Below are 23,245 nucleotides of genomic sequence, written 5' to 3' on the forward strand. Positions count from 1 at the left end.
GCCCCTCCCTCGCCCCCAGGAGAGGGATGTCACTGCCCGGCGACGCTGAGATCCATCACCGACTTCGGATCCAGCGCCTTGTCGACCTGACCTTCCGACTGCCAGAACTTCACCTGATTGACGATGTCGTCCACCAGCAGGCGGGCCTGCGGATCGACATAGGGCAGGCCGGCGGCGACGATGTCGGGCTTCTGCTTGGTGGCGTCGGCGATGATGCCCAGCAGCTCGTCATAGCCGGGGCCCTTCACCAGATTGCCGGACGCGTCCTTGCCGTTGAAGGCGGCGTGGTATTCGGCCAGCGCGGTCTTGTAGGCGCGGACGAACTTCTCGACCAGCAGACGGCGGTCCTTCATCGTCTTCGGCGCGGTGAACAGGGCGCCGAGCTGCCAGGGCGTCTCGTCGCCGACCCAACCCAGCATCTTGCCGGCGCCGTCGGCCACCAGCTGCCGCGACACGGTGGACGGCGCGATGATGGCGTCGACCTGTCCGCCCTTGAAGGCGGCGACCATCTTCGGCACGTCCTGCAACGGCACCATGGTCACGTCCTTGACCGTGAAGCCGTGCTTCTGCGCCAGCAGCCCGATCATGTAATGGAAGGTCGAGCCGACGGTGGTGATGGCGACACGCTTGCCCTTCAGGTCGGCCGGCGTCTTCAACCCGGCATCATAGGCGGCGTTGGTCGCGAGATAGGCGCTGAGGGGGAAGCCCGGCTCGTCGCGGCTCTGCGCGGCGATGATGGTGACCGCGCCTTTGGAGGCGAGGTTGTAGAAGCCGGCGGTCAGGCCGGTGACGCCGAAATCGGCATCGCCCGAGGTGACGGCGACCGGCACCTGCTGGGCCGAGGTGAACATCTTCAGATCGACGTCGAGCCCTTCCTTCGCGAAATAACCCTTGGCCTTGGCGATGAAGATCGGCCCGGAGGAGGACAGCGCCAGCACGCCGACCGTCGCCTTCTCCAGCGGCTGCGCCAGCGCGGTGGACATCAGGGTACCGGCGGCGAAGGCGGCCCCGGCGGCCAGGGACACGGTGGCGATCACGGCGCGCCGGGTGAGGCGAGCCACGGTCATGGCGGCGGTCATGGACGGAAATCCTCCCGATGGATGGTTCGGTTTCTTGGGGAAAAGCCGGTCAGCGCCAGTTCAGCAGGCGCCGTTCAAGCTGCGACAGCACCGTGCCGATGGCGAGACCGAGCAGCGACAGCACCAGCACCCCGGCCAGCAGCGTGTCGGTCTGCATCAGGTTGCCGGCCATCAGCACGAAGGCGCCGATGCCATATTCGGCGCCGATCATCTCCGCCGCCACCACCAGGATCAGCGCAATCGACGCGGTGATGCGGAAGCCGGCCAGGATGCCCGGCAGGGCGCCCGGCAGAACGATGGAGCGCAGGATCGACCGCCAGGGCAGGCCGAAGCTCTGCGCCATGCGGATCAGGTTGCGCGGCACCGAATCGATGGCGCTGTAGGTGGCGATGACGGTGGGAAAAAAGACGCCGAAGCCGATGGTGGCGAATTTCGACGGCTCGCCGATGCCGAACCACAGGATGAACAGCGGCAGAAGCGCGATCTTCGGGATCGGGAAGAAGGCCGACACCAGCGGCACGCCGACCGCACGGGCGGTGGAGAAGATGCCCATGGCGAAGCCGACCAGCATGCCGCCCGCCGTGCCCAGCACCCAGCCGACGGCGATGCGCCCCAGCGACGCCTTCAGGTTCACCCACAGCGATCCGTCCGTCACCATGCCCGACAGCGCATGGGCGACGGCACTCGGCGGCGGCAGGAACAGCGGGCTGGCGAGGCCGAGGCGGCTCACCCCCTCCCACACCGCGATCAGCACGGCGAAGGCGGCCAGCGCCGCCCAGGGATGGCGTTTCACGGTAAAACCGCCGCCACGGAAGCGGACGGGCTGGCCCATCGTGGACGCAGCGGCTGCGGTGGACGGGTTCAGGCTGTCAGGCACGGGCGATCTCCCGGTCGGCCATTTGGGCTTCGGCCTTCATCAGGTGCCACAGACGGTCGCGCACTTCGGCAAGATGGGCCTGGGCCGACGGCTCCTGCCGGCGCTCCCGCGGCTCCTCGATGGTGACCAGTTCGCGGATGCGGCCTGGACGGCGGCTCAGCACGCAGACACGGTCGGCCAGCCGCAGCGCCTCGTCCAGATTGTGGGTGACATAAAGCGCAGTGGTCTTCTCCCGCCGCCAAAGCTCGAGGAAATCGTCCATCAGCAGCTCGCGCGTCTGGGCGTCCAGCGCCGACAGCGGTTCGTCCAGCAGCAGCATTGCCGGACGCACCGCCAGCGCGCGGGCGATGCCGACCCGCTGGCGCATCCCGCCGGACAGCTGCTTGGGCAGCGCCTTGCGGAACTCCCACAGCCCCATGCGGCGGAGACCGCTGTCGATGCGCTCGCGCCGCTCGGCGGCGGACAGCTTGTGATGCTCCAGCACCAGGGCGACATTGTCCTCCACCGTGCGCCAGGGCAGCAGGGCAAAGTCCTGGAAGATGAAGGTGATCGGGTTCAGGCAGCCGTCCGGCACCTCCCCCTCCACCCGGATGCTGCCGGAGGTCGGGGCGACGATGCCGCCGGCGATGCCGAGCAAGGTCGACTTGCCGCAGCCGCTGGGGCCGATCACCGCCAGGATTTCCCCCTCCGCCAGGGTCAGGTCGATGCCGTCCAGCACGGTCAGATCGTCATAGCGGTGGGTCAGATCGGAAACGAGAAGCCTCATCGCGCCCTTATCAAGCCTGATGCTTTGTCGGTGGAGTCCGACTGTTCGTTGGGCCTGCCACTATAGCGCGGCGATCCGGCGGCGGAGAGGGGAAAGGCGTTCCGCATCCCAGCCATACGGCAGTATGGTAGTGGCCGGAAGGCGTCAAGGCGCTGTCGGCTTCGCGACAGCGGTCGTCAGGCGGTCCCGCTGACCGGCCCGCTGCCTGCTGGCCCACTGCCTGCCGGCAGATCGAGCACCCGCAATGCGGCGGCGCAGCGACCGACCGCCGCTTCCGCCAAAGCATGGCGCTCGCTCAGCCCCGCCTCGTCCACCTCGTCGGGGGTCATCGCCTGCAACAGGACGCGCAGAGTGCGGACATAGGTGCGCAGAAGCGTAGCTTCCTCGGCATAATCGCCCAGCAGGCCGGCCTGTCCGGCGGTGCGCAGGGCGACAAGCTCGCCGTCCAGCGACGCGGCGGCCATCTCGATGGCGAGCAGGGCCCGCGTCAGGCGGACATGCTTCAGAACGACGACATCGGCCATGCCCACCTCCCTTGCCGGCTGGAATGGCCGGGTGAAAGCAATGGCCGTGCCAGCGGCGTCGTAAGGCCGGTCAGCGCCCCCGCATCGACGGATGCCAGGCCGTGGTCGCCCGCTCCAGCAGCGCCAGCGCGCCATACAGGCCGGAACCGGTCAGTGCCGCCACGGCGATGGTGGCCCAGACGATGTCGAGATTCATCCGCGCCACTTCGGTCGAGATGCGGAAGCCCATCCCCACCACCGGCGTGCCGAAGAACTCGGCAACGATGGCGCCGATCAGGGCCAGGGTCGAGTTGATCTTCAAGCCGTTGAACAGGAAGGGCAGCGCGTTGGGCAGCCGCAGCTTGACCAGCGTGCGGCCATAGCCGGCGGCATAGCTGCGCATCAGGTCGAGTTGGATGCGCTCCGAATTGCCGAGGCCGGCCAGCGTGTTGATCAGCATCGGGAAGAAGGTCATGACGACGATGACCGCCGCCTTGGACTGCCAGTCGAAGCCGAACCACATCACCATGATCGGCGCGATGCCGACCACCGGGATGGCACTGGCAAGATTGCCGAGCGGCAGCAATCCGCGGGCAAGAAACGGCACGCGGTCGGCAAGGATTGCCACCAGGAAACCTGCACCGCAGCCCATGATGTAGCCGCGCAGGACGGAAGTGAGCACCGTCTGGCGGAAATCGTCCCACAGCACCGGCGCGTTGGCGGCCAGCGCCGCGGCGATGCGGCTGGGCGGCGGCAGCAGGATCGCCGGCACCTGGAAGCCGCGGACCAGCACTTCCCATCCCACCAGCAGTCCGAGCCCAAACAGGCCGGGCACGATGACGGAGCGGGTCCAGCCCGGCACCCCGGCCAGCACCCCCATCACCCGCCACAGCAGCAGCGTTGCCGCGGCCAGGAACAGCCACAGCCCCCAGCCGGCAGAGAGATCCAGCCCTTCGTTCAGCAGGTGCAGCGGCAGGAGCCAGGCCAGCGCCACGCCGGCCAGTTCCACCCAAGCGCCCCAGACCCGCTTCGGTGCCGACGCACCGGCGACGACCGCCAGCACCACACCGATCAGGAACAGCGGCGCCATGGTTCCGCCGAACCATCCAACAACGGCGCCGCTCTGGACACCCACCGGCAGGGCCAGTGCCGCCAGCGCCGGCAGGGCGATGGCGACCAGCCCCCAATCGGCGGCGGTGCGCAGGCTGGTGCGGTAGGGGTTCGTCGCCTCATCGCTCGTCGAATCGCTCATCGCGCCCCCGCCCGGCCCAGCAGGACCAGTTCCAACCCGCGCACCACGGCGATCAGCGCCACCGACAGCAGCGAGGCCATGATCAGTGCCGCCCAGATCTGCACGGTCTGGCCGTAATAGGACCCCGACAGCAGCCGCGCCCCCAACCCGGCCTGACCGCCGGTCGGCAGCTCGCCGACGATGGCGCCGACCACACTGATGGCGACCGACACCTTGAGGCTGGCGAACAGGAAGGGCATGGAGGCCGGAAGCCGCAACGACCAGAAGGCGCGCAGCCCGCTCGCCGAATAGGTCCGCATCAGGTCGAGCCACAGCGGATCGGCGGAGCGCAGCCCTTTCACCATGCCGACCGTGATCGGGAAGAAACAGAGATACATGCAGATCACCGCCTTCGGCAGCAGCCCGGTCAGCCCGATGTTGCCGAGGATGACGACGATCATCGGGGCAATCGCCAGAATCGGGATGGTCTGCGACGCGATCACCCAGGGCAGCAGGCTGGCCTCCAGCGTCCGGGTATAGACGATGCCGGCGGCCAGCAGGATGCCCAGCGCCAGCCCCATCGCCAGCCCGGTCAGCGCCGCCTCCGCCGTCACCCAGGCATGGAACAGCAGGTTGCGCGGGCTGGTTGGCGCGTAGCCGGTCAGGGAATTCCACAGCTCCACCACCACCTGATCGGGGGTGGGCAGGATCGGCCGCTTCATCGCATAGGCCTGGGCCAGCACGTCCGCGAAGCCGGCCGGCTTGTTGGCGCGCACCAGCGTTTCAGCCGCTTGCGGCCAGTTCAGCCACGCCGCCCCGATGTACCAGGCCGCCAGCAGGAGCAGCGTCATCACGGTGACGGGAAGCGCGCGCCTAGTCATCGTAGCTGTGCCCCTCCTTCAGCCCCTCGCGCACGCGGTGGGCGATGGCGGCGAATTCCGGCGACTCGCGGATGTCCAGCGTGCGCTCGCGCGGCAGGCTGTTGCAGTCGATGACATCGAGGATGCGGCCCGGCCGCGGGCTCATCACCACGATGCGGGTGGAGAGGAACACCGCCTCGGCAATCGAATGGGTGACGAAGACGCAGGTCTTGCCGGTCGCCCGCCACAGCTGGGTCAGATGCAGGTTCAAATGGTCGCGGGTGATCTCGTCCAGCGCGCCGAACGGCTCGTCCATCAGCAGCAGGTCCGGCTGCAAGGCGAGAGCGCGGGCAATGGAGACACGCTGCTGCATGCCGCCCGACAGCTGCCAGGGGAACTTGCGCTCGAAGCCCGACAGGCCGACGCGCTCCAGCTGCTCGCGGGCCCGTGCCTGCCGGTCTACGCGGGCGATCCCCATGATCTCCAGCGGCAGCATGACGTTGCGCTCCACCGTCCGCCACGGGTAGAGCGCCGGAGCCTGGAAGACGTAGCCGTAGAGCCGTTTCAGCCGCGCCTGCTCCGGCGTCATGCCGTCGATGGCGATCCGGCCGGAGGTCGGACGTTCCAGATCGGCGATCACGCGCAGCAGCGTGGTCTTGCCGCAGCCACTGGGACCGATCAACGACACGAAATCGCCCCTGGCGATGGTCAGATCGACCTCGCTCAGCGCCATCACCGGCTTGTCTGCTGTAGGATAGACCAGCGAAAGCTTGCGTGCCTCGACAACCACCGGGGACTTGGCCGAAGAAGCGGCCCGGTCCGAGCCTTGCCTGGAAGCGGACGCCCCCCGGACATCGAGCGGATTTGGGAAGGTCACGGGCAGCGGTCCTTCACAGGGCGGATATGGGGCGGACTTGGGAAAGCGGATCTGACGGTTTGGTCAGAAATCGTCCACCCCGCAAACTATCACCACCCCGATCAGGGCACCAGGGTTGCAAAAGCCCAGCCCTCTCGCCCAAGGGCATCGGAACACAACTTTGAGGAAAATTTTCGCCAGAGCGCAATTGGCATGCACATGCATGCCCTGCATTCTCGCGCAGCCGGAAACGCATCGCGCGTCGATGGCAACCGGAAGGAGGTGACGCGAGTGAGAAAATTCCTGAAGTGGCTCGGCCGCTTCTGGTTCAAGCTGAAGGTCGAGTTCGAAGCCGGCTTCAACACGGACCAGGACAGGTAAGCCAACATTGGCGGGGCTGGGAAACCGGTCCCGCCATTCAGGAAAACGGCTCGCGTCACCTCCTGCCCCGCAGATTACCACGCCCCCTGCCATTTTCAAGGCATGGGCGAGGGGCCGACCCGCCCGGACACGCAGCGCGGGTGCGGAAGCCCCGTAATTAGGACAGGGCGAAAGAACTGGACGGGCGGCACTCCGCCGGAACAGGATCACCCCCCATTCACGACCGCGCCAGCGACATGCCCGCCGCCAAGCCGCCCCCCAGTCTGGAAGTCACGCGCGAAGACGGCGCGGCCGGCGCCGTGTTCGTGGCGACACCGGTGCTGACGCCGGTGATCCGCACGCGCTATCTGCTGATCGCGGGGTTGCTGGCGACCGGCTTCATCGCCGGGGCCGGGCTGGCGCCCGACGAGCTGTCCGGCATGCTGCAATGGCTGGCCGCCTTTTGCGCGGTGCCGGTGCTGCTGCTGTGGGTGGTGACCCTGTCGGAAACGGTGCAGCGCCGCGCCGTACGGCTCGGCGTGACGGAACGCGGGTTGACGGTGGACGGCGCGCGCATCCATCCGCACGAGACGATCCGGGATCTGGCGCTTTATCCTATGGTGGGCGGCAAGCCGCTGTTCGTCGCCTGGATCGATCCGGCGCACGACTACCGTCACAAGGCGGAGATGACGCTGGTCGCCGGCAACGTGGCGCCCAACGATGCGGTGAAGGCGGAATTGAAGGCTGCCGGCAGCCGCAATGTGCGGCTGGTCATGCACCGGCGCGGCGGGCACAAGGCGATTGTCCTCGTCCGCGGCCTGACCCTGTCGGGCGGGCAGACCCTGCTGGCCGCCCTGGCAGCGGAGCTTCGCGCTCGCAGCCGCTAGATCGGATCGCGTAAAATCGGACTCGATTTGAAGCGTGAATCCGATCGCCAAACATGAAGCTGCCAAACATAAAGCTATAGCGTCGTGCGTTTCACATCAAACGCACGACGCTATAGAGCGCCTCAGGGCGATAAACTGGAAAAGACCGGGAAATCAGCGGCGCGGAATGGCCGGCGGCTCCGGCAGGTCCTCTTCCAGGATGACGACGTTCAGGGCATAGGACACCTCGCCCTCGTCCTCGTCACGGTTCAGCGTGCCGAAAAACTCGCCATCCACCGTCACTTCGGCCGACTGGCCGGGCTTGGCCGGCGGCTCGATCACGATCTTGGGATTGCCCAGCGTCTTGCGCAGGTACATCTGCACGCGGGCGATTTCGGTGTCGGACATCCGGACGGCGGACGGCTTGGCGGGCGGCATGGCGAACCTCGTTGTCTGCGAAGGAGCGTCATATAGGCGGCTTCGCCGCGAAGGGAAAGCGATACATCGCCGGAACTCCCGCCGCTGCCGGAGGTGTGGCGCGTGCGCCAGAGCCGCCCCCACCTACGCCCTCGCCCACGCGGGGTAACGCCGGCATAGTCCGACGCTCCGAATGAGCGGCGCTCCCGGCTGGCGGAAAAGGCTATGCTCCCCGCGGCGGTACGTTTCCCGGCAACGGGCGGCGCCCAGGGTCATGCCCGTGGGGGTCATGGCCGTGGAGTTCAGCCCATTGCCATGGCGACAGGCTGCCGCGATTACGAAGGATGGAACGCCGTGACGAAGACCGCACTCCCGACCGCAAGCCATGCAGACCGCCGCCCGGCCGGCCGGTGGAGGCGCCGGCTCGAGGCGACCGTCCTGACGGCGGCACTGCTGGCCGCCCTGCCCTTCGGCGGCATGCAGGCGGGCGGTGCCCGGGCGGAGACCGGCAAGCGCGTGGCGCTGGTCATCGACAACGGCCGCTACACCGCGCTCGACGGCCGGTCCGATCAGGCGGCCGCCAACGCCTCGGCCATGACGTCGGCCTTGCGCAGCGCCGGCTTTTCGGTGACGCGGGCCGACAATGTCGGACGGGTCGCCATGGAATCGGCGCTGGAGCGTTTCCGCGAGGCGCTGTCGGGAGCCGACCTCGGCTTCGTCTATTACACCGGCCTCGCCGTCGGGCTGGGGGAGCGGGAATTCCTGCTGCCCGCCGATGCCGCCCCCACCGGAGCGGACGACCTGCCGCGCAACGCCCTCGACCTCGACGGCTTGCTGAGCGACCTGCGCGACAGCGGGCGCAAGTCCATCGTGGTGATCGATCCCGGCGTCGCCGAGGCTCTGGCCCAGCGGGTCGGCGGCGGTGCGCTGGGCACGCCGATGGAGGCCGACGGCCTGTTCGTCGTCTATGCCCACCGTCCGGGCGTGCCGCCGGTGCCGCCGAAGTCGGGCAAGGGACCCGATGCCTTCACCGCCGCGCTGGCGCGCGAGATGGTCAAACCGGGCGTCGCCTTCCGCGATTCGCTGGCCGAGGTCGCGCGTTCGGTCGCCCAACGCAGCGACGGCCGGCAGTTGCCCTGGCTCCAGGATAGGCTGGGCAGCACTCTGGTGCTGGTGCCGGCCGTCGCCGCCCCTGCCAAACCACCGGCCACCCCGCCAGCCACGCCTCCGGCAGCACCCACGCCCTCCGCCTCCGCCGCCGCTCCGGCGAAGGAACCGCCGGCGGTGACCGGTTCCAGCCTCCCGCCCGGCAATTATGAAATGGCGAAGTCGGGCGTCCTGTTCGACCGGCCGGCGGTCGGCGCCCGCGGTGTCGCCCAGTTGGCGGCGGGCAGCGCCGTGACGGTGCTGGAATCCGTGCCGGAAGGAAGCTGGTTGCGCGTGCGCGACTCGGCCGGGCGAACCGGCTATCTCACCGCAGGGGCGCTGTCGGCCCGCTGGGCCGACCCGTCGCCGCAAGCTGCCCGTGGCCGTGGCCCGGTGGAGGCCGGACCGTCCTTCGGCGATCCCGGTATAGAGCAAGGCAGCGAGCCGCCCGCCGCAGGCAACTCCGACCCGGTCCTGACCGAGCAGCGCAGCTTCCCCACCGCACCGGCCGGAACCGGCTTCTCAACCCCGGACGGCCCAGCGGTGGAGGCGGAGCAACAGGCGATGCGCGCGCTGGGCGATGCCCGCACTGCAGCAGAGCGGGCGCGCAGCCGCCCCGACAGCCGGTTCTGGAGCTATGGCTTTTCCGGAGGCGACCGCTATGAGGGGGGCTGGGCACAGCCCTCGTCGAATTCGGGAGCCAACACGGCACTGGGCCGCCCGATCCGCCAGGGAACCGGCGTCTACCATTTCGCCAACGGGCAGACCTATGAAGGGGAATGGTCGGGCGACCTGATGTCCGGTTTCGGCGTGATGACCTTCAACGACGGCAGCCGCTTCGCCGGACGGTTCCGCAACGGCCAGCCGGACGGCCCCGGCATCTTCCACTACGCCAATGGCGGACAGAGCGCCGGGATGTGGCGCGGCTCCGTCCGCCTCGACCAGTAGACGCTACCGGGGAGATCCGACGGTAGGATCAACCCGGCTTCGATCAGCGCGGCTTCAGGGCTTCCACCACCTGCACATGCCCCTGCAACGCGCCCAGCGTCAGGGCGGAGTTGCCGTTGGCATCCATGCGGTAGGGGTTCGCCCCGCTGTCGAGCAGCAGCTTCGCCACCGCCTCGTGCCCGTTGTTGGCGGCGTACATCAGCGCCGACCAGCCATAGGCGGTGGTGCGGTCGACCATCACCCCGCGCTGGATCAGCGTGCGCGCCACCTCCTGGTGACCGCGGGCGGCGGCGGCCATCAGCGCGGTCTTGCCGTCGCTGTTGGTGGTGTCGAGGTCGGCACCGCCCTCGGCCAGCGCCCGGACCACCCCGTCATGCCCGCCCCAGGCGGCATACATCACCGCGGTGGCGCCGTCGGAGGTACGCAGGTCGGTGCGGGCGTGGCGGTCCAGCAGCACGCGCACCGCGTCGGCCAGCCCCTGTTCGGCGGCGATCATCAGCAGGGTCTTGCCGTTGTCCAGCCGCGTGTCGGCGCTGGCGCCCGCCTGGAGCGTGCGCGACAGCTCCGCCGGATTGCGCAGCAGGGCCAGAACCGACTCGCGGTCGCCCAGCCCCGGCGTCGCGTTCACCGGCGCCGCGGAGCTTCCCGGCACGGTGCCGACCGCAGTGCCGGTGGCGGGGCCGACGGAAGGACCGGTGTAGACCCGCTGTTCGCTCGCAGCACGGATGCGCTCGGCCAGATCGGGGCTTTCCGGCGCGATCATCTGCGCCCGCTCGTAGAAGCGCTTCGTCTCCGACCAGTCGCCGTCCCGTTCGGCCAGCATCGCCCAGCGACGATAGGTGTCCGTCATGGTGGTCAGCAGTTCCGCCGCCTCCGGCGACGACGGCGCGATCTGGCGGATGCGCTGCACCGTCTCATAGGCGTTGTCGCCCGGCGGGGTGGTCAGGCGCTTGCCGGCGATCTGGCGGCGGGCCTGATCGACCATCGTCCGCACGCGCTGGGCGGTATCGGCATCCGGAACGGCAGGCTGGGGAGCAGGAGGAACCGCGGCGGTCGTCGACGGGTCTTCCAGCGGCGGCAGCGAGGCGACGCCCGGCGCCGCTTCCGTGTTGCCGGTCGCAGAGGCCTTGGCGGCGGACGGTTGCGCCTGGGCCGGCGGCAACGCCGCGGTTTCAACCGGAGCCGCCGCTGTCGGCACAGTCGTCGAGGCAAGCGTCGCCGGCTTCGACACCGTCTGGGTACCGGCAGCGGCGGGCGGCGGCGCGGCGGGCGCCTGGACAGCTGTCTGCGTGGTCGGGGCCGTCGGCGCGGTGGCAGGAGCGACCGCGGGAGACACTCTCATTTCGGGAGCCGGTGCGACCGGCACGGTGACGGCATGCTGCTGCTCGGCCGGTGCTGCGGCCCCGGTCAGGCCCTGCACGGTCCGTTCGACCGCATCGCGCGCCTTGGCCCAGCTCTCCTCGACCATGGCCAGAGCACGGTCGGGGAAGGCGCCCGGCATGGCGGTGGCAATGGCGGCACCGGCAGCCCCTAGCAGGACCAGCGTGGTCAGGGCCGCCCCGGCATAGAGCGCGGTCCGCCGCGGCGCCCGCATGGCACCGGCCTGACCGCCGTCCGGCGACCAGCCCTGGCCCTCTGCGCCGGCCATCGGACCAGCCATCGGCCCAGCGCCGCGGTCGGTCCAGCCCTGGTCGCCCTGCCAGCGCTCCTCCTGCGGCAGGTGTTCCCGGCGCTGCCCCACCGACCAATCGTTCGCGGGCGGAATCGCGGCGGATTGCACCGGAACCTGCTGTGGTTGGGGCTGGGGCGGTACCGCCAGCATCGGCCCGGGATGGGGTGCAGGCCGGGGCACGGGCTGAGGCGCCGGAGCAGGTTCCCGCACGTCGTCGACGAAGCCGCCGCCAGCCGTCATCCGGTAGATCACGCCCATGTCGCGCAACTCGTCGGTCAGACCGGCGCGCGCCAATGTGCCTTCCAGTTCGGGCGTGCCGCAGAGCAGCACCTGCATGAAGCGGCCGGCCGGCGTCTCCGCCCTCGTCAGATCGACCAGATCGGCCAGCACCGGCGGCGCCAGCACGGCGGCGTTGTCCACCGCCAGCAGCCCCGATCCGGCAAGTTCCAGCCGCTCTTCCAGCGCCGCGATCAGCGCGTCGAAATCGGTCTCGCCGTCCTCCCCCGGAACCAGATCGGGCAGAGCGCCGGTGCCGGCGGCGGCGACCAGATCCTCCACCTCCGATCCGACCGACGCCGCGACCGGCAGTGCCATGGCGCCGTCGGCCTCGACATGCTCGACCAGCTGGCGGAACAGGGCGGGACGGCCCGAGCCGGCGTCGCCCACCAGCACCAGCAGCCTTTTGCGCGCCAGGAAGGCGAGCACCAGTCCATCGCGAATCTCGGCCGCCGTGGCACCGGCGGACTCGGAAACGGGATCGTGGTGGCCCGGAGCGGCGCGCCGGGCGCGCGAGGAATGTTTCGGGGCAGAACGGTCCATGGACATCTCAAGACGCCGATCAGTGAAGGATGCGCTGATGAGACTCTAGTGATGCGCCCCCCAAGCCCCGACGGAGCAAAGGGCGGTTGCCCCCTCTCTTCCGGGGTGGGTGGACTGACCCTTCCGGCACGAAAGCAACCCTGGTCCGCCGGACGGGGGAGGGGTATAGGGTTGCCGCCGAAATTCGGTCATATCCCACCATCCGGACAGCGACAGTCATGCGAGTCGGAATCGATTTGGGCGGCACCAAGATCGCCGCCGTGGCGCTGGACCGCGACGGGACGGAACTCGCCCGCCACCGCCGTCCGACCCCCCGCGGCTACGACGTCACGCTGGACGCCCTGGCGGAGACGGTGAACGCCCTCGACCCGGCTGGAACCGGCGGTGTCGGCATCAGCCTTCCCGGTCTGGTCGACGCCACGGCCGGACGGGTGCGCGCGGTCAATTTGCCCTGGCTGGAGGGCCATAGCTTCGTCGCGGACGCCACGCGGCGGCTCGGGCGGCCGGTGCGGATCGCCAACGATGCCAACTGCTTCACCCTGTCGGAGGCGACCGATGGGGCGGCTGCCGGAAGCGGAGCCGTGGTGTTCGGCGTCATCCTCGGCACCGGGGTCGGCGGTGGCATCGTCGTGGACGGCCGCATCCTGCCCGGCGCCACCGGGCTGGCCGGCGAATGGGGCCATGCGCCGCTGCCCTGGCGCGAGGAGGCGGACGGCCCGCCGGTGCCCTGCGGCTGCGGCCGGATGGGCTGCCTGGAAACCATGCTGTGCGGGGCCGGGCTGTCGCGCCTGCACCGCCATCTGACCAGCGAGACGCTGGACCCGCCGGATATCGCCGCCCGCGCCCAGGCCGGGGGTGCCGCGGCGGCCGCAACGCTGGCCCGGCATGCCGATGCCCTGGCCCGCGCGCTGGCGCCGGTGCTGAACCTGCTGGATCCCGACATGGTGGTGGTCGGTGGCGGCCTGTCCGCCCTGCCCGGCCTGTGCGAGGCGGTGACGCGGCGCTGGGGCGCCTGGACGCTGGCCGCCGATCCGCGCACCCGGATGGCCGTCGCCCGCCATGGCGCGGAAAGCGGCATGCGCGGCGCCGCCCGCCTGTGGCCGGACTGACCGGCATTCCGGCCAAAGCACCACTTTCGAGACAGCTGCCGCAACCAACGGTCACGGGTGGCACGGGACTTGCGCATTCTCCGCTCAGACCGAACGGGGGATATGCCCATGATGCGGAAGAAATTGGGGACGCGAGCCACGGGCAGCAGCGTTCATTTGCATTTTGCAAACCGGAACGCGACACGGGCCGGAAAACCGGCTGCGCGTTTGCATTCTGCAAATGATCCCGGCGCAAGCGCTCAGCAGGCAGGCCTGGGCACCGGCCTCCATCTGGAGCATGCCTGTGCGCGTTTGCAGGACGCGGCGGTCGAACTGGAGACGGTGCTGGCGACCTTGCCCGGCGACGAGCAGGCCGACCTGCATGAGGCCATCGGCTCGATCATGGAGACGTTGCAACTGATCGCGTCGGCCCATGCCCGGCTGGAACCGCCCATCGCCGCTGACTGACGCGCCGTCACGCCGATTGGCGGCATGGAATTGGCGACATGGAAAAAGGGCGGCCCGATGGGACCGCCCCTTCCGTTCGCCTGACCGTCGGATGCCGCTTCGGTCGGCAATGCGCTCAGTCGGTGATGGTCTGCCAGAAGAAGAACGCGACGGCGAGAACCATGATGGCGATGTCCATGGGAACGGCTCCTGTGGATGACGGCGGATAAGTGTTTCGCTTCGATCTATACGACAGTTCGCCCCCCGGCGGCAGTGCCTCCGTTCCCCCTGCGGCGGTTTTTCGCTCCCCTGCCCGCTCCGCACGAAAAAAATCTGCGGGCGCATGCCGGCCAGTGATGCCGACAAACTTGGGGACGCGGCCTTTCCGCTGGCGTCGGCCGCCCGGCGGTCCGGACCGAAGAGTCGGAGAACCGCGCTTCATCTATTTGTAAACAAAAGGAATTTTGAAGTCGCCGGACCTACGCCGCTGCGATGGCCCCGTCCGGCTCTCGCGCCGGTCTGCCGGCTCCAGACCGGAAGATCGCAGCGCTATGACTTTTGTCAGGGGTTGCCTTACCAGGGGGCTTTCTGGCAAGAAAAAGGCCGCTGGAAACAGCGGCCTTGAGTTTAGGGAGGAAACGCCCAAGAAGGGCGAAGCAGCAATCGCTTGCTGCACTGCAACAGTACCAGAAGCGGGGGGCGCTGCAACCCCCAAAGCCGGCCCCTGCGTGGGGCCGCAGCTTTTGGAGGGGTCTGTTGCGCATCGGCCACAGCCGGGTCATTCCTTTTTCTGGAACGGAAGTCAGTCCCGCAGTCCGGCCGTTACACCAACGCAGCGTGCCGGCATCGGTCGGCCGCCGCATTCTCGACCGGCAGCGGCGCTGAGGACCCAGCCTTGACCCTCATTCCCCCCTCCGCCTTGGCGGAATTCGACGCCTTCACCGCATCCCTGGACGGCCGCACCCCCGCGCTGTTCCTCGACTATGATGGAACGCTGGCCGCCATTGCGCCGCGTCCCGAACTGGCGGCGATGCCCGACGAGGCGCGCGCGGTGGTGCAGCGGCTGTCGGCGCTCTGCCCGGTCGCCTTCGTCAGCGGCCGCGACCTGGACGACCTGACCGCGATGGTGGCGGTGGATGGCTTGGTCTATGCGGGCAGCCACGGCTTCGACCTGCGCGGTCCGGACCTGCGCCGGCAGGTGGGGGTGGAGTATGTCCCCGACCTCGACATTGCCGATGGGAGTCTGCGCGACCGGCTCGGCGGCATTGCTGGCGCGCTGGTGGAGCGCAAGCGCTTCGCCATCGCCATCCACACCCGTCAGGTCGCGCCGCCGGAGAAGCCTCGGGTCGCCGACGCCGTCCGCGCGGTGGTGGAGGCCCAGCCGCGCCTGCGCATGACCGGCGGCAAGGAACTGTTCGAGCTTCGCCCCAACCTGCCCTGGGACAAGGGCCGCGCCGTCCTCGCCCTGCTGGAGGCGCTGGGGTTGGAGGGGAACGGCACCATGCCGATCTATCTCGGCGACGACGAAACCGACGAGGATGCCTTCCGGGCCCTGGCCGGCCGGGGCGACGGCAACGGGATCGGCATCCGTGTGATGGACGGCCCGGCGGAGACGGCGGCGATCTGGAGCCTGCACGACCCGGCAGAGGCCGCGGCCTTCCTGGGACGGCTGGCCGACTGGCTGGCGCAGGGGTGATGGCGGACAGTTGACGGTCTGGGGGAGCGCCTCTCCCATTCACCAACCCTAAACCCCTGCCGCCTTATGCTGGCCGCTCAACCAGCCGGACAGCGCGCCATGGACATCGGATCGGCCACCACCGCCACGCCCTACCGGCCGCAGGCCAGCGCCGTCGACGGCCTTCAGGACGCGCAGGCGCGCACCGAAGCGGCGTCGGAACAGATCGCCGCCGGCAACCTGGACCCCGCCGTGGTGCTGGACCTGACCTCGGCCCAGGTGGATTTCGCCGCGAACGCCAAGGTGCTCCAGGCCACGCAGGAGAACAGCAAGCGCCTGCTCGACATGCTGGCCTGACCTTGGCCTGAGCCCTGCCGCCGGATCAGCGCGGCTTGTTGGGGCCGTAGATCTTGGGCTGGCTGAAATTCAGGTGATCGAGAAGACCCTGGGTGGCACAGCCGTCCACCGGCAGCTTGGCCGCGCGCTGGTAGGAGCGGATCGCCGTGCGGGTGCGCGATCCCATCTGGCCGTCGACCGAACCGGCGTTGAAGCCATGCTCGTTCAGCGCTTCCTGAGCGCCGGAGATGAAGGCCCGGCGCATCTCGTCGGGCAGATTGTCCGTTTCGCAGGCGGCAAAGGCCGGGGTCGCCAGCAGCATGGCGCCGCACAGCACGGCACCGCTCAGGGCCGGAAGAAGACGTCTTTTCATGGATCGGTCGCTCCGCATCGTTGGAGTAGCAGCCTGTTGAAACAGCCGGGCCCACCCTTCCATTCCATGGATGGACATTCCAAAAACGCACCGAATCGAAAAGGGCGGCCGCAAGCGACCGCCCTTTTCCGTTCCGACCGGTCAGCCCCCGGCGGCGTGCGCGTCGTCGCTCTGCCCCTTGATCCGGGCGGCGAGTGCGGCCTCCAGGAAGGGATCGAGCGCACCGTCCAGCACCGCCTGGCTCTGCGAGGTTTCCACCTCCGTCCGCAGATCCTTCACCATCTGGTAGGGGTGCAGGACATAGGAGCGGATCTGGTGGCCCCAGCCGATGTCGGTCTTGGTGGCTTCCAGCGCGGCCGCGGCATCCTCGCGGATCTTCAGCTCACGCTCGTACAGGCGGGCACGCAGCATGTCCCACGCCTTTGCGCGGTTCTTGTGCTGCGACCGTTCCTGCTGGCAGCTCACCGCGATGTTCGTCGGGATGTGCGTGATGCGCACCGCCGAGTCCGTCTTGTTGATGTGCTGGCCGCCGGCGCCCGACGCCCGGTAGGTGTCGATGCGGCAGTCCTTCTCGTTGATCTCGATGTCGATCTTGTCGTCGATCACCGGGGAAATCGAGACGGCCGAGAAGCTGGTCTGGCGCCGCGCCTGGCTGTCGAACGGGCTGATGCGCACCAGACGGTGCACGCCGGCCTCGGTCTTCAGCCAGCCATAGGCGTTGTGGCCCTTGATCTGAACGGTCGCTGACTTGATGCCGGCCTCTTCGCCCGGCGTCTCGTCCAGCCATTCCGTCTTGTAGCCGTGCTGTTCCGCCCAGCGGGTGTACATGCGCATCAGCATCAGCGCCCAGTCCTGGGCCTCCGTGCCGCCGGCGCCGGCATTCACCTCGACGAAGCAGTCGTTGGCATCGGCCTCGCCAGACAGCAGGCTTTCGATCTGAAGCTTGTTGGCGCGGTCGCGCAGGCCGTAGAGCTGGGCCTCCGCATCTGCAACGACGGTGGTGTCCCCCTCCAGCTCGCCCATCTCGATCAGCTCCAGGCTGTCGGACAGGTCACGCTCCAGCGCGCGGTAGCCGGCGACGGAGGTGTCGAGCTGGGTGCGCTCGCGCATGATGGTCTGGGCCCGCGTCGGATCGTCCCAAAGCTTGGGATCCTCGGCGAGGTTGTTCAGTTCGTCGAGACGCCGCAGTGCATTGTCCCAGTCAAAGATGCCTCCTCAGCAGCGCCAGCGATTCTCTGATCTCGCCGGCGGCCGCTTCGATCTCGGCCCGCATGGCGGTGCCTCCTCGTCAGCCAGATGTTGAAGGGTGTGTCGGCTATATGTAGCCGCTCGCCCCCCGCCTTGCACCCCCTTAATGAGCAGGGCCGTCCCGGACCGCGCCGCCACACCGGGACGGCTTGCCACTTTCGAGTATGGCCGAGCCCCTGCTTGGCGGTCCTATCCGTTTGGAATCATCGGACAGGTTCATTTCAGAGTACGTCCCATATCCGGCCGCACAACCCTACCGCGGCGGCCGGGATTCCCCGAAATCGAGCTTATCTTCTGCGTCGTTCCTCACCTTTCTTGCGCGATTCCGCCGGGCATCCCCTGGCACGGTTCCGCGCAGGGCATTCCTTGCGCGAACGCCTGGACGCGCGACACCTCTGCCGGGGGCACGATGAGCTTCACCAGCCTGAATTTCCTGCTGTTCATCACCGTGTTCAGCGCCGGCTTCATGGCGCTGGCCCGCACGCGCGCCTTCACGCCCTTCCTGCTGGTGGCCAGCTATATCTTCTACGGCTATTGGGATTACCGGTTCTGCGGGCTGCTGGCGCTCAGCACCTTCATCGACTTCTATTGCGGGTTGAAGATCGCAGACTCGCCCGACCGCAGCACGAAGAAGATGTACCTGTTCATCAGCCTGGGCGCCAACCTGGGCATGCTGTTCTTCTTCAAATACTACAACTTCTTCGCCGACAGCGCCGAGATCGCCCTGGCCTCGCTGGGGGTGGAGATCGGGCGGCGGACGCTGGACATCCTGCTGCCGGTCGGCATCTCCTTCTACACCTTCCAGAATCTCAGCTACGGCATCGACCTCTACACCGGCGAGGTGAAGGAGCCGGAGCGCTCGCTGATGCGCTACGCCACCTTCGTCGCCTTCTTCCCGCAGCTGGTGGCCGGCCCGATCGTGCGGGCGCGCGACCTGCTGCCGCAAATCCAGCAGCGCCCGCGCGAGATTCCGTTCGAGGAACGCTTCGCCGGGCTGGAAAAGGTGATCTGGGGCTATTTCCTGAAGATCGGACTGGCCGACAACGCCGCCGTGGTGGTCGACGCCCGCTTCCATCAGCCGGAGTTCTTCAATGCGCTCCAGCATGTGATCGGGCTGTTCTGCTTCTCCTTGCAGATCTACGGCGACTTCGCCGGCTATTCGCTGATCGCCATCGGGCTGGCGCAGATCTTCGGCTACACCATGTGCGAGAATTTCGCCCGCCCCTACTTCGCCACCGGCATGCGCGATTTCTGGCGGCGCTGGCACATCTCGCTGTCCACCTGGTTCCGCGACTACGTCTATGTGCCGATGGGCGGCAGCCGCACGCGCTGGCTGCGCATCCGCAACGTCGTCATCACCATGCTGATCTCCGGCCTGTGGCACGGCGCCAACTGGACCTTCGTGCTGTGGGGCGCGATGCATGGCGGCCTGATGCTGGTTGAGGACGGTGCCCGCCGGCTGGCCGCCGCCAGCCCGGTGCGCCTCAGCGGTCCGATGCTGGCCGCCGGGCGGCTGGTGATGATCGGCCTCGTCTTCATGGTGGTGACGCTCACCTGGCTGCCCTTCCGCGCCGACAACCTGCAAACCGTCTGGACCATCCTCGGCATCATCGGCCATGGCGATTTCGGCCTCCAGCAGGGCAACCAGCAGGCCAGTTCGCTGATCCGCGTCGCCGTCACCGGCCTGATCGTTCTGCTGGTCGATGCGCTGGTCGAGCGCGGCGCCGGCCGCCGCTATGCCGGGACGAATGTGGTGGCCCGCTCGATGGCCTGCTCGGCCCTGATCCTGGTGATGCTGCTGTTCGGCAGCTTCGCCAACCACGCCTTCATCTACTTCCAGTTCTGACCGGACGGAGACCTCCCCATGTACCGCCTTCTGGCTTGCATCGCGCTGATCCTCGTCACCGTCACCGCGATGGACCGGGTTCTGGCCTCGGCGCTGGGCGATCTGCTGCTGCGCTCCAGCGATCGCTTCATGACGGTCTACCGCCCGTTCGAGGCGGAGGCGCAGCCCGCCAGCGGCCCAGGGACCAATCCGGGCGCCAAACCCGATATCAAGCCCGGCATCAAGCCGCCCGCCGGCCAGGAGGAGCAGCCGAACGCCCTGCTGGTGAAGGCCGCCCTGACGACGCAGCCGCGGCCGGCCAACGCCCCGGCGACCGGCCCCGCCGCCAAGCCGGCCAGCGGCCCGGCCGACGTGCTGGTGCTCGGCAACTCGCGGGCGGACAACCACTTCCCGGTCTCCGCACTTCAGGACATGACCTGCGGCCGGGCGCTGAACCTCGGCATGGGCGGGGCGCCGACCGTCCTGTCGGCCCTGCTGTGGGACGATTACGTCGAGCGGCACGGCGCACCGCGCCTGCTGGTGTTGGAGCCGACCGGCCTGGTCGACAACCCGCACGATCTGGCCGACCTGCCGCTGCTGGCCTACTACTCGCAGCGGATCGACGCCTTCGTCCGTCAGGAAAACCAGGAACTGTGGATGGCCAACCACGCCTTCAACCTGATGACCTTCAACAACAACCAGACCATGCGGCTGATCGCCGGACTGGTGAAGCCCGCCGCCGACCGCACCCTGGTGGGCGCCATCCCGGACCCGATGAAGGCGCAGCTCGCCGCCGCACCGGAGGAGACGATGACCGCCGATGCCGCCAACTGGCAGGCGCTGGACCACATCATCGCCAGCGCCCAGGCGCAGGGCACCCGGGTGGCGGTGGTCATCACCCCCTATTTCCCGACCTATGCCGGCAAGCTGAAGAATTTCGACGCCTTCTTCGCCGACCTGAAGGGCCGCCTGCCCGCCGGCGTCACCGTGATCGACGCCCGCCGCGCGGTGGACAAGGACGAGCTGTTCATGGACGCCCTGCACGTCAACGAGGACGGCGTGCGTGCGATGTTCGCGGCGATGGAACCCGACCTGCGCCCGCTCGGCAGCTGCCCGGTCGATGCGATGGCGTCGCTGTCGGGAACCGGAAACACGACGCACTGATCGCCTGAATATCGCCGCTGTGGCGAATGAAAAAGGGGCGCCCGCGGTGGGCGCCCCTTTCTCTTTTCGCCTCAGTACAGCCCGCCGGTTCCCAGCGTCGCCGCGGCGGGCGGGGCCGGTATCCCCGGCTGCTGGGCCCCGAAACCGGCGTTCGGATCGCCGCCCATCATGGCGCCGGCCCCCTGCGAGGACCCGTCCAGCACCATCTGCGGCTGGTCGGGGTTGGGCTCGGTTCCCGGCAGGAAGGCTTCCCAGATGGCCCGGCTGTCGCCGAACTGGGCCAACTGGCCGTTGGCCGGGTTGACGCGGACGAGGCGCAGGCCGGGCGGCACGCGGAACGGCGTCGCCGGCTTGTCCTTCAGCGCCACCTGCATGACCTCCTTGAACACCGGCACGGCGGCGGACCCGCCGGTCTCGTGGCTGCCCAGCGAGCGCGGCTGGTCGAAGCCGATGTAGGTGCCGACCACGAGATCGGGCGAGAAGCCCATGAACCACGCGTCGTGGCTGTCGTTGGTGGTGCCGGTCTTGCCGGCCAGCGGCTTGCCCAGCGACTTCAGCGCCGCCGCGGTGCCGCGCTGGACCACGCCTTCCAGGATCGAGACGATCTGGTAGGTGGTGCGCGGGTCGTTCACCTGCTCGCGGGTGTCGGGCACGGCGGGGACCGTCATGCCGTCCTTCCAGCTGACGTTGGTGCAGCCCTCGCACGCGCGGTTGTCGTGGCGGAAGACGGTCTTGCCGTTGCGGTCCTGCACACGGTCGATGAAGGTCGGCACCACCCGCTTGCCGCCATTGTCCAGCATGGCGTAGGCGGTGGCGAGCCGCAGCACCGTCGTCTCGCCGGCACCCAGCGACATCGGCAGATAGGGCTGGAGATTGTCGACGATGCCGAACTTCTCGACCAGCGCCTTGACCTTGTCCATTCCGATCTGCTGGGCGAGGCGGACGGTCATGACGTTGCGCGACTTCTCGATGCCGACGCGCAGCGGGGTCGGGCCGTAGAATTCATGGCTGTAGTTCTCGGGCCGCCAGACCGGCTGCCCGCCGCCCGGATCGAAGGAGAAGGGCGCGTCCATCACCAGCGACGACGGGGTGAAGCCCTGGTTCAGCGCCGTCAGATAGACGAAGGGCTTGAAGGACGAACCGGGCTGGCGCAGCGCCTGGGTGGCGCGGTTGAACACGCTCATCGCCGGAGAGAAGCCGCCGACCATCGCCAGCACGCGGCCGGTGTGCGGGTCGAGCGCCACCAGACCGCCCTGAACCTGCGGGATCTGGCGCAGGCCGTAGCTGCCCGGCGGCAGTTCCTTGGCGGCGGACTTGTCATTCTTCTTGGCCGGCTTCTCGTCCTCGTCCTTGGCCGGCGGGCCGCTCACCGCCTCGACCAGCAGGATGTCGCCCAGCTTGGCCACGTCGGACGGCTTGCGGATCGCCGGACCGGCGACGTCGCCGTCCTTGGAGGCACGGGCCCAGCGCAGCTCGGACAGCGGGATGCGGCCGCGGGTGCCGTCGGCCACCCCGATGTCCAGCCCGTCCGACTGGTCGTCCTTCAGCACGACCGCCAGCTTCCAGCCCTCGGAGCCCGCTGGCGGCGGCATGGCGGCCAGCTTCTTCGGCCAGTTGTCGAAATTCTCCATCTTGGCGACCGGGCCGCGCCAGCCATGGCGGCGGTCGTAGGCGATCAGCCCGTCGCGCAGCGACTTGGTGGCGGTGGCCTGCAGCACCGGGTCCATCGAGGCACGGACCGACAGCCCGCCCTCGTACAGCGCCTGATCGCCATAGAGCTTCACCAGCTCGCGCCGGATCTCCTCGGCGAAATATTCGGAGGTCACCACCTCCTGCTCGTCGCGCTTGCGGGTGACCAGCGGGCGCCCCTGGGCGGCCTTCGCCTCCTCCGGCGTGATGTAGCCGTCTTCCGCCATGCGGCCGATCACCCAGTTGCGGCGGGCGATGGCCGCGTCATGCTGGCGGTCGGGGTTGTAGTTGGACGGTGCCTTGGGCAGGGCCGCCAGGAAGGCGACCTCCTCGATGCTCAGCTCGTCCAGCGCCTTGTTGAAATAGTTCAGCGCCGCCGCCGCCACGCCGTAGGACCGGTTGCCCAGGAAGATCTCGTTCAGGTACAGCTCGATGATGCGGTCCTTGGTGAAGGCCCGCTCGATGCGGACCGCCAGGATCGCTTCCTTGATCTTGCGGGCGAACGACACCTCGTTGGTCAGCAGCATGTTCTTGGCGACCTGCTGCGTGATCGTGCTGGCGCCCACCGGCCGGCGCTCACGGCCGAAATTCTCGATGTTGGTCAGGATCGCGCGCAGGATGCCGATGGGGTCGACGCCCTGATGGCCATAGAAATTCTTGTCCTCGGCCGCCATGAAGGCGTTCATCACCTGACGCGGCATGGCGTCGATGGGTACGAAGATGCGCCGTTCCGACGCGAATTCGGCCATCAGGCGCCCGTCGCCGGCATAGATGCGCGTGGTTACCGGCGGCTCGTAATTGGCCAGCTTGGTGTAGTCGGGCAGGTCGTGGTCGTAATGCTCGAACAGGAAGACCAGCCCCCCGGCGCCGGCAAGAGCCAGCATCACGAAAGCCATCAGCAAGGACAGAAGGAGACGCATGACCGATCCCGCAAGAAACGACGAAGGGCGTGGCTGAAGCCCGCCCCTTTCCGGGTTGGGGCCGCGAGCCATGCCTGACA

At 68.6% G+C, this 23,245-nt stretch carries 20 protein-coding genes; 8 read left to right on the forward strand and 12 right to left on the reverse strand.

Annotated features, from left to right (window positions below; genetic code table 11):
• Nucleotides 1-29: 29 nt before the first annotated feature.
• The 7 genes from VH569_RS07275 to VH569_RS07305 all read right to left on the reverse strand — a co-directional run bounded on the left by VH569_RS07275 (nucleotide 30) and on the right by VH569_RS07305 (nucleotide 6,193).
• Nucleotides 30-1,079: an ABC transporter substrate-binding protein gene (locus tag VH569_RS07275; protein WP_423314735.1), complete on the reverse strand. Its 1,050-nt coding sequence runs from the start codon at nucleotides 1,077-1,079 to the stop codon at nucleotides 30-32.
• Between the two features lie 49 nt (nucleotides 1,080-1,128).
• Nucleotides 1,129-1,956: an ABC transporter permease gene (locus VH569_RS07280; protein WP_423314736.1), complete on the reverse strand. Its 828-nt coding sequence runs from the start codon at nucleotides 1,954-1,956 to the stop codon at nucleotides 1,129-1,131.
• Entirely contained in the window at nucleotides 1,949-2,722 is a 774-nt protein-coding gene (locus tag VH569_RS07285; protein WP_109051359.1) for an ABC transporter ATP-binding protein, read from the reverse strand. Before VH569_RS07285 ends, VH569_RS07280 begins: the two co-directional genes overlap by 8 nt.
• A gap of 176 nt (nucleotides 2,723-2,898) precedes the next feature.
• Complete coding sequence (locus tag VH569_RS07290; protein WP_423314737.1) at nucleotides 2,899-3,246, reverse strand: hypothetical protein; 348 nt, start codon at nucleotides 3,244-3,246, stop codon at nucleotides 2,899-2,901.
• Between the two features lie 70 nt (nucleotides 3,247-3,316).
• The gene (locus VH569_RS07295) at nucleotides 3,317-4,477 is read right to left on the reverse strand and encodes an ABC transporter permease (RefSeq protein WP_423314738.1); all 1,161 of its coding nucleotides are present in this window, start codon (nucleotides 4,475-4,477) and stop codon (nucleotides 3,317-3,319) included.
• Entirely contained in the window at nucleotides 4,474-5,337 is an 864-nt protein-coding gene (locus tag VH569_RS07300) for an ABC transporter permease (RefSeq protein WP_423314739.1), read from the reverse strand. The genes VH569_RS07295 and VH569_RS07300 overlap by 4 nt, the downstream gene beginning before the upstream one ends.
• Nucleotides 5,330-6,193 (reverse strand): ABC transporter ATP-binding protein, encoded by an 864-nt coding sequence (locus tag VH569_RS07305; RefSeq protein WP_423314740.1) that lies wholly within the window; start codon nucleotides 6,191-6,193, stop codon nucleotides 5,330-5,332. The genes VH569_RS07300 and VH569_RS07305 overlap by 8 nt, the downstream gene beginning before the upstream one ends.
• Before the next feature lie 596 nt (nucleotides 6,194-6,789).
• Here VH569_RS07305 and VH569_RS07310 point away from each other — a divergent pair.
• Nucleotides 6,790-7,419 carry a hypothetical protein gene (locus VH569_RS07310; RefSeq protein ID WP_395458531.1) on the forward strand — a complete coding sequence of 210 codons (630 nt, stop codon included), beginning with the start codon at nucleotides 6,790-6,792 and terminating at the stop codon, nucleotides 7,417-7,419.
• Nucleotides 7,420-7,572: 153 nt separating this feature from the next.
• Here VH569_RS07310 and VH569_RS07315 read toward each other — a convergent pair whose 3' ends face one another.
• Nucleotides 7,573-7,836, reverse strand: coding sequence for a DUF3126 family protein (locus VH569_RS07315; protein WP_098740518.1), 264 nt, complete (start codon nucleotides 7,834-7,836; stop codon nucleotides 7,573-7,575).
• A gap of 333 nt (nucleotides 7,837-8,169) precedes the next feature.
• Here VH569_RS07315 and VH569_RS07320 point away from each other — a divergent pair, with 333 nt between their 5' ends.
• Nucleotides 8,170-9,909 (forward strand): caspase family protein, encoded by a 1,740-nt coding sequence (locus VH569_RS07320; RefSeq protein ID WP_423314741.1) that lies wholly within the window; start codon nucleotides 8,170-8,172, stop codon nucleotides 9,907-9,909.
• A gap of 43 nt (nucleotides 9,910-9,952) precedes the next feature.
• Here the strand turns inward: VH569_RS07320 and VH569_RS07325 are convergent, their stop codons facing one another.
• The gene (locus VH569_RS07325; RefSeq protein ID WP_423314742.1) at nucleotides 9,953-12,400 is read right to left on the reverse strand and encodes an ankyrin repeat domain-containing protein; all 2,448 of its coding nucleotides are present in this window, start codon (nucleotides 12,398-12,400) and stop codon (nucleotides 9,953-9,955) included.
• Nucleotides 12,401-12,618: 218 nt separating this feature from the next.
• On the opposite strand from VH569_RS07325, the gene VH569_RS07330 reads away from it, so the two are divergent.
• The 4 genes from VH569_RS07330 (at nucleotide 12,619) to VH569_RS07345 (ending at nucleotide 15,967) form a co-directional block, all read left to right on the forward strand.
• Nucleotides 12,619-13,509 (forward strand): ROK family protein, encoded by an 891-nt coding sequence (locus VH569_RS07330; protein WP_423314743.1) that lies wholly within the window; start codon nucleotides 12,619-12,621, stop codon nucleotides 13,507-13,509.
• A gap of 207 nt (nucleotides 13,510-13,716) precedes the next feature.
• Complete coding sequence (locus VH569_RS07335) at nucleotides 13,717-13,956, forward strand: hypothetical protein (protein ID WP_246307340.1); 240 nt, start codon at nucleotides 13,717-13,719, stop codon at nucleotides 13,954-13,956.
• An 874-nt stretch (nucleotides 13,957-14,830) separates the two neighbouring features.
• Nucleotides 14,831-15,631 carry a trehalose-phosphatase gene (gene otsB / locus VH569_RS07340; RefSeq protein ID WP_423314744.1) on the forward strand — a complete coding sequence of 267 codons (801 nt, stop codon included), beginning with the start codon at nucleotides 14,831-14,833 and terminating at the stop codon, nucleotides 15,629-15,631.
• 99 nt (nucleotides 15,632-15,730) lie between these two features.
• Nucleotides 15,731-15,967, forward strand: a complete 237-nt coding sequence (locus VH569_RS07345) for a hypothetical protein (RefSeq protein WP_098740522.1) — start codon at nucleotides 15,731-15,733, stop codon at nucleotides 15,965-15,967.
• Nucleotides 15,968-15,992: 25 nt separating this feature from the next.
• Here VH569_RS07345 and VH569_RS07350 read toward each other — a convergent pair whose 3' ends face one another.
• Nucleotides 15,993-16,319 carry a peptidoglycan-binding domain-containing protein gene (locus VH569_RS07350; RefSeq protein WP_423314746.1) on the reverse strand — a complete coding sequence of 109 codons (327 nt, stop codon included), beginning with the start codon at nucleotides 16,317-16,319 and terminating at the stop codon, nucleotides 15,993-15,995.
• A gap of 141 nt (nucleotides 16,320-16,460) precedes the next feature.
• Nucleotides 16,461-17,592, reverse strand: a protein-coding gene (prfB, locus tag VH569_RS07355; protein WP_423314747.1) for a peptide chain release factor 2 whose coding sequence is annotated in 2 segments (ribosomal slippage) — nucleotides 16,461-17,522 and nucleotides 17,524-17,592 — 1,131 coding nt in all. Because the reading frame shifts where the segments join, the coding sequence is not laid out codon by codon here.
• A 384-nt stretch (nucleotides 17,593-17,976) separates the two neighbouring features.
• Here prfB and VH569_RS07360 point away from each other — a divergent pair.
• Together VH569_RS07360 and VH569_RS07365 are read left to right on the forward strand one after the other, a co-directional pair.
• Nucleotides 17,977-19,413: an MBOAT family O-acyltransferase gene (locus VH569_RS07360; RefSeq protein ID WP_109051371.1), complete on the forward strand. Its 1,437-nt coding sequence runs from the start codon at nucleotides 17,977-17,979 to the stop codon at nucleotides 19,411-19,413.
• Nucleotides 19,414-19,431: 18 nt separating this feature from the next.
• Complete coding sequence (locus VH569_RS07365; RefSeq protein WP_423314749.1) at nucleotides 19,432-20,556, forward strand: hypothetical protein; 1,125 nt, start codon at nucleotides 19,432-19,434, stop codon at nucleotides 20,554-20,556.
• Nucleotides 20,557-20,627: 71 nt separating this feature from the next.
• On the opposite strand, the gene VH569_RS07370 is transcribed toward VH569_RS07365, so the two are convergent.
• Nucleotides 20,628-23,165 carry a penicillin-binding protein 1A gene (locus tag VH569_RS07370; RefSeq protein WP_423314750.1) on the reverse strand — a complete coding sequence of 846 codons (2,538 nt, stop codon included), beginning with the start codon at nucleotides 23,163-23,165 and terminating at the stop codon, nucleotides 20,628-20,630.
• Nucleotides 23,166-23,245: the final 80 nt, after the last annotated feature.

Origin of the sequence: Azospirillum sp. 11R-A, assembly GCF_049472615.1 — a bacterium.
GTDB classification, from domain to species: Bacteria; Pseudomonadota; Alphaproteobacteria; order Azospirillales; family Azospirillaceae; genus Azospirillum; species Azospirillum palustre.

Excerpts from the sequence above, each read along its gene's own strand:
- VH569_RS07275 (WP_423314735.1), bottom strand. The coding sequence starts at position 1,079 with ATGACCGCCGCCATGACCGTGGCTCGCCTCACCCGGCGCGCCGTGATC.
- VH569_RS07285 (WP_109051359.1), bottom strand. The coding sequence starts at position 2,722 with ATGAGGCTTCTCGTTTCCGATCTGACCCACCGCTATGACGATCTGACC.
- VH569_RS07290 (WP_423314737.1), bottom strand. The coding sequence starts at position 3,246 with ATGGCCGATGTCGTCGTTCTGAAGCATGTCCGCCTGACGCGGGCCCTG.
- VH569_RS07295 (WP_423314738.1), bottom strand. The coding sequence starts at position 4,477 with ATGAGCGATTCGACGAGCGATGAGGCGACGAACCCCTACCGCACCAGC.
- VH569_RS07300 (WP_423314739.1), bottom strand. The coding sequence starts at position 5,337 with ATGACTAGGCGCGCGCTTCCCGTCACCGTGATGACGCTGCTCCTGCTG.
- VH569_RS07310 (WP_395458531.1), top strand. The coding sequence starts at position 6,790 with ATGCCCGCCGCCAAGCCGCCCCCCAGTCTGGAAGTCACGCGCGAAGAC.
- VH569_RS07315 (WP_098740518.1), bottom strand. The coding sequence starts at position 7,836 with ATGCCGCCCGCCAAGCCGTCCGCCGTCCGGATGTCCGACACCGAAATC.
- VH569_RS07325 (WP_423314742.1), bottom strand. The coding sequence starts at position 12,400 with ATGGACCGTTCTGCCCCGAAACATTCCTCGCGCGCCCGGCGCGCCGCT.
- VH569_RS07330 (WP_423314743.1), top strand. The coding sequence starts at position 12,619 with ATGCGAGTCGGAATCGATTTGGGCGGCACCAAGATCGCCGCCGTGGCG.
- VH569_RS07345 (WP_098740522.1), top strand. The coding sequence starts at position 15,731 with ATGGACATCGGATCGGCCACCACCGCCACGCCCTACCGGCCGCAGGCC.
- VH569_RS07350 (WP_423314746.1), bottom strand. The coding sequence starts at position 16,319 with ATGAAAAGACGTCTTCTTCCGGCCCTGAGCGGTGCCGTGCTGTGCGGC.
- VH569_RS07360 (WP_109051371.1), top strand. The coding sequence starts at position 17,977 with ATGAGCTTCACCAGCCTGAATTTCCTGCTGTTCATCACCGTGTTCAGC.
- VH569_RS07365 (WP_423314749.1), top strand. The coding sequence starts at position 19,432 with ATGTACCGCCTTCTGGCTTGCATCGCGCTGATCCTCGTCACCGTCACC.
- VH569_RS07370 (WP_423314750.1), bottom strand. The coding sequence starts at position 23,165 with ATGCGTCTCCTTCTGTCCTTGCTGATGGCTTTCGTGATGCTGGCTCTT.